The sequence below is a fragment of the Actinoplanes oryzae genome, from assembly GCF_030757795.1.
Classification (GTDB): Bacteria; Actinomycetota; Actinomycetes; order Mycobacteriales; family Micromonosporaceae; genus Actinoplanes.
In genome coordinates this window covers 1-4,640 of sequence record NZ_JAUQWH010000301.1, presented here as the reverse complement: position 1 = coordinate 4,640, position 4,640 = coordinate 1, and the positions used below count along the sequence as shown (strand labels likewise).

Below are 4,640 nucleotides of genomic sequence, written 5' to 3'. Positions count from 1 at the left end.
CGCCGCTGACCCGCCGTCTCTGACCCGCGCGCGGGCTTCCGCTCACGCGCGGGCTTCCGCTCACGCAGGGGATTTCGCTCGCGCATGGGCTTCCGCTCGCGCGCGGGCTTCCGCTCACGCAGGGGCCTTCGCTCGCGCACGGTCAGAGCCGCGACTTGGTGCGTCACACGCCGGCCGCGGGGCTCGCCCACGGCAAGCACCGCGGCACCTCTGCTCGCCGTTGCTCGGGCTGGCTTCGCGGGGCGATCCGGCGCGCTGACCCGCGCTCCTGGTGTTCCGCTCGATCCTGGTCCCGGTCGTCGGCGGCACATCGCGCCCCGGCGGACACACGCGAGTCCGCCCTCAGCCGCGGTGCGCGGCTCGCGACACAGCGATCAGGTGGCGTCCATGTCGATCGCCCGCGGGGCGGGGGCAGCGGGGGCGGCCGACGGCGCGGGCTTGGGGGCCGGCTTGGCGGCGTCGGTGAGGTGGGACGTGACGCCGTTGAAGTCGTTCTTGACGCCGTTGAGGTCGGTCTTCACGTCCTCGAACAGGCCCTGCAGCGGCTTGCGGAGCGCGGCCTCGTCGTCCTCCGACAGGACGTGCTTGCGGATGAACGCCTTGGGGTGCAGGTCCTGCAGCTGGATGTCGGTGCCCAGCTCGCGGCTCAGGTCGGTCGTCGCGTTCTGCGCCATCTGGCGCAGGCTGCGGAGCATCCGCAGGCCGTCGCTGATGACCTTGGGTAGGCGCTCGCCGAAGATCAGCAGCGCGAGCATCAGCAGGGCAGCGATCTCCCACCAGTTCAAGTTCTCGAACACGGCCGCCGCCTTCCCTGCCCGTGAGGGCTTCTCACTTCGCGTCGGCTGCCAAGGTTACTGACGCTGTCTGTGTCTTGGTACCTCGGCGGTACTCGATCGGCACGGTCGCGCCCGGAGCATACTTGCGGACCAGCGCGATCAGCCCGATGCCGTCGTCGAGGACGTGGTTGTCGAACTTCGTGACGACGTCGCCGCTCTTGAGCCCCGCGGCGGCGGCCGGGCCGGCCGGCTCGACCGAGCGGAGCCGGGCGCCCGTGCCGTTGCTCGCCCCCGACGTGCTGCCGCCCGTGGCCACCTCGGCGCCGATGACCGTGCGGCGGGCCTTGCCGGTGTCGATGATGTCCTCGGCGATGCGGCGGGCCTGGTTGATCGGGATCGCGAAGGCCAGGCCGATGTTGCCGGCCTCGCTCTCGGCCGTGCCGAGCGAGCGGATGACCGAGTTGACGCCGATGACCCGGCCGTCGGCGTCGACCAGCGGGCCGCCCGAGTTGCCCTGGTTGACGGCGGCGTCGGTCTGGATGGCCGCGTAGTAGCGGGTGGTGCCGTCCGTGTCGGGGGCCTGCAGCGTGCGGTCGAGCGCGCTGACGATGCCCTCGGTCACGGTGTTGACCAGATTGAGCGGCGACCCGAACGCGAACACGGGGTCACCCACGGCGATGGCATCCGAGTCGCCGAGCTGGATGGCCGTCACATTGTCGCGAGAGACTTTGATCACTGCGATGTCCGACTCGGGCTCGCGGCCGACGAGGGTCGCCGGGGCGGTCGTGCCGTCGCTGAACAAGACCGACATCGTGTCGCCGGCGTTGGCCACGACGTGATCGTTGGTGATCACGTAGCCCTCCTGGCTCACCACGAAGCCGGACCCGATGGCGCCGGAGACCCGGACCGTCACCACGCTCGGGGCGACCTTCTGCACCACGCCGGCGTTGGACTCCGGGGCGCGCTGGGCCGCGCTGGGCGCCGCGACCGGGGCGCCGCCGAGCTGCGTGCCGCCGCCCCCGACGCCGCTGCGGGCCGCGAAGACATAGCCCAGGGTGCCGCCCAGACCGCCGGCCAGCAGGGCTGTGACCAGGCAGATCAGCAGGACGGGCGTCAGCTGGCGGGGCCGGTCGCGGGGATCGCTGACCGGCTCGGGCTCGGGGCCGGTGCTCTGCGGCGCGCTCGGGACGACGACGGCCGACGGGGCATAGGGGTCGCGCCACGGGTCGGCCAGCGCGTCGGACCACCACGGCGACCCGGGGCCACCCTGCGGCGGCGCGGCCGGTGGCGTCGGGGACTGGCGCCAGCTCCAGCCGTCGGTCACGTCGGGCCCTCCACTCGTCGTCCGCGCGTGCCGTGCACCCCGGAGGGCTCCGGCTCCGCCTCCAGAATGACACGGATCGGCGTCGGTCATCCGCTCAGTAGGCGCCTCGACGACCCAACCGCCGCTTTCCACCGGCGAAGTCCCGATGCGCGAAGGGAGAGCATCGCTCTACGCTCATACCCGATGTGCACCGTTTCCGGGCCGCACGGCTCGCGGGCAGCACGTCGTGAGAGCCCGGAGGTCGTCATCGTCACCGCAGCCCGCCAGCTCGGCACCCCCAGCGCGCAGTCGGTCCAGTTCGCCGAGGCCTACGCCGCCGAGGACGTCGTGCTGCAGACCGCCCGGAGCCTGGCCCTCGAGGTCGGGCTTGCCGCCGTCTCCCCCGGCGCGGGGTCCGTGCTGAGCCTGCTGGCTGCCGCGGGGAGCGCCAAGGCGGTCGTCGAGATCGGCACCGGTACGGGCGTCAGCGGCGTCTGGCTCCTGCGCGGCATGCGTGCCGACGGCGTCCTCACCACCATCGACGTCGAGAATGAGCACCAGCGCATCGCTCGCCGGATCTTCCAGGAGGCGGGCTTCGCCTCGTCCCGCACCCGGATCATCACCGGGCGCGCCCTGGACGTGCTGCCGCGGCTGGCCGACGGGGTCTACGACCTGGTCTTCGTCGACGCGGACGCCACCGAGTTCGGGGCGTGCGCCGACGCCGCCCTGCGCCTGCTGCGCCCGGGCGGCATCCTCGTGGTCAACGGCGCGCTGGCGGGCGGCCGGATCAGCGACCCGGCGGCCCGCGACGCCGACACCATCACCATCCGCGAGACGGTCAAGAGCATCCGCGAGTCCGAGGAGTGGACGCCGGCCCTCATCCCGGCCGGCGGCGGCCTCCTGGCGGCGGTCAAGCGCTGACGCGCGCTCGCACGACGAAACGCGCGGTCAAGCGCCGACGCGCGCTCGCACGACGAAACGCGCGGTCAAGCGCCGACCGCACGCTCTCGCGGCACGAACGCTGCAGTCAAACGCTGACCACGCGCGCTCGCGGCACGAGACGCTGGGATCAAGCGCCGAGCCCGGCCAGATAGCGCAACAGCGTCCGGGTGCCCCAGCCGGTCGCGCCCTGGGGCAGGTCGCCGTCGGGCTTGTCGGCCCAGCTCGGCGCGGACATGTCGATGTGCGCCCAGCTGCCCACCTTCTCGCCCAGGAACTCCCCGAGGTAGAGGGCGGCGACGACCGAACCGGCCCCGCGCGTCGGCGAGCTGTGCCGGTCGGCGATGTCGCTGGCCAGGTACTCCTTGTACTCGTCGGGGAGCGGCAGGCGCCACATCCGCTCGCCCGCCGCCTCACCGGCCGCGGAGAGGGCCGCGGCGAGCTCGTCGTCGTGGCTGTAGAGGGCGGCCGTGCGCTTGCCCAGGGCCACCGCGTTCGCCCCGGTCAGGGTGGCGAGGTCGATCACCACGTCCGGTTCGAGGGTGCCGACGGCGTAGCCCAGGGCGTCGGCGAGGACCAGGCGGCCCTCGGCGTCGGAGTTGGTGCTCTCCGACGTCGTGCCGTCCCAGTGCGTGATGATGTCGCCGGGGCGGTAGGCGGAGCCGCTGACCGCGTTCTCGGCGAGGGGCGCGAGCGCGGTGACCCGTACCGGAAGCCGGAGATCGGCGGCACCCAGGACGGCGCCGATGATGGCCGCCGCGCCGCCCATGTCCTTCTTCATCAGCTTCATGCCCTCGCGGGGCTTGATCGTGAGGCCGCCGGTGTCGAACGTGATGCCCTTGCCGACCAGTACGACATGCTTGGTGGCCCCCTCGGGCCGCCAGCTCACCTCGACCAGCCGCGGCGGGGTGGCCGAGCCGCCGCCCACCGCGAGCAGGCCGCCGAAGCCCTCGGCACGCAACTGGTCGGGCTCGCGGACCACCACGGTCAGCCCTTCCCGGCGAGCAGCTTCCGCGACGACTTGCGAGGCGAACCACTCCGGGTTCTTCAGCGAGGCCGGCGTGTTGGTCAGATCCCGGGCGAGCCACGTGGCCTCGGCGGTCGCGCGGGCCACGGCGAGGCTTTCCTCGTACGCGTCAGGGGTGGAAGTTTGGAGGGTGACCTCGACGGACCGCGGGCCGGAGACGGCGTCGCGGAACCGGTAGCCGGCGAACCACAGGCCCTCGGCGAGCGCGCGCACGGCGGCGGGCTCGGCGGCGTCGGGCAGCACCACGTGCAGGGGCTCGTCGGCGGGCACGGCACGCAGGGCGGCGGCACCGGCGGCACGCCAGCCGGCCTCGTCACCCGCGCCGATGCCGGCGATCAGCAGCTTGGCGGGCGTGCGCAGCGGGCGCGGGAAGACCTGGACGGCACCCGCGCGGCCCGGCTCATCGGCCGTCCGCAGCAGCTCAGCGGTCTCGTCGTCACCCCCCGCGAGAACTTCCACCGGCGCGGCGGAGGAACCCGTCGGCGCGGCGGAGGAACCCGCGAGCGCGCTGGCGGAGCCGGCCACGAGGACGTGCGTCCCGGGCTCGGCAGTGGGGACGAGACGAATCGCGAACACTGGAGGATGACCTTTCCCG

Annotated in this window: 4 protein-coding genes; 1 reads left to right on the top strand and 3 read right to left on the bottom strand. The window is 73.3% G+C overall.

What is annotated here, in order from left to right; genetic code table 11:
* Positions 1–374: 374 nt before the first annotated feature.
* Together RBH18_RS43080 and RBH18_RS43075 are read right to left on the bottom strand one after the other, a co-directional pair.
* Entirely contained in the window at positions 375–797 is a 423-nt protein-coding gene (locus RBH18_RS43080) for a Sec-independent protein translocase family protein (protein WP_306216306.1), read from the bottom strand.
* A gap of 31 nt (positions 798–828) precedes the next feature.
* Positions 829–2,100, bottom strand: a complete 1,272-nt coding sequence (locus tag RBH18_RS43075) for a S1C family serine protease (RefSeq protein WP_306216305.1) — start codon at positions 2,098–2,100, stop codon at positions 829–831.
* Between the two features lie 327 nt (positions 2,101–2,427).
* Here RBH18_RS43075 and RBH18_RS43070 point away from each other — a divergent pair, with 327 nt between their 5' ends.
* Entirely contained in the window at positions 2,428–3,000 is a 573-nt protein-coding gene (locus tag RBH18_RS43070) for an O-methyltransferase (RefSeq protein ID WP_306216307.1), read from the top strand.
* Positions 3,001–3,148: 148 nt separating this feature from the next.
* Here RBH18_RS43070 and RBH18_RS43065 read toward each other — a convergent pair whose 3' ends face one another.
* On the bottom strand, positions 3,149–4,621 hold the full coding sequence (locus RBH18_RS43065) for a leucyl aminopeptidase family protein (protein ID WP_306216304.1): 1,473 nt from the start codon (positions 4,619–4,621) through the stop codon (positions 3,149–3,151).
* Between the last annotated feature and the right edge of the window lie 19 nt (positions 4,622–4,640).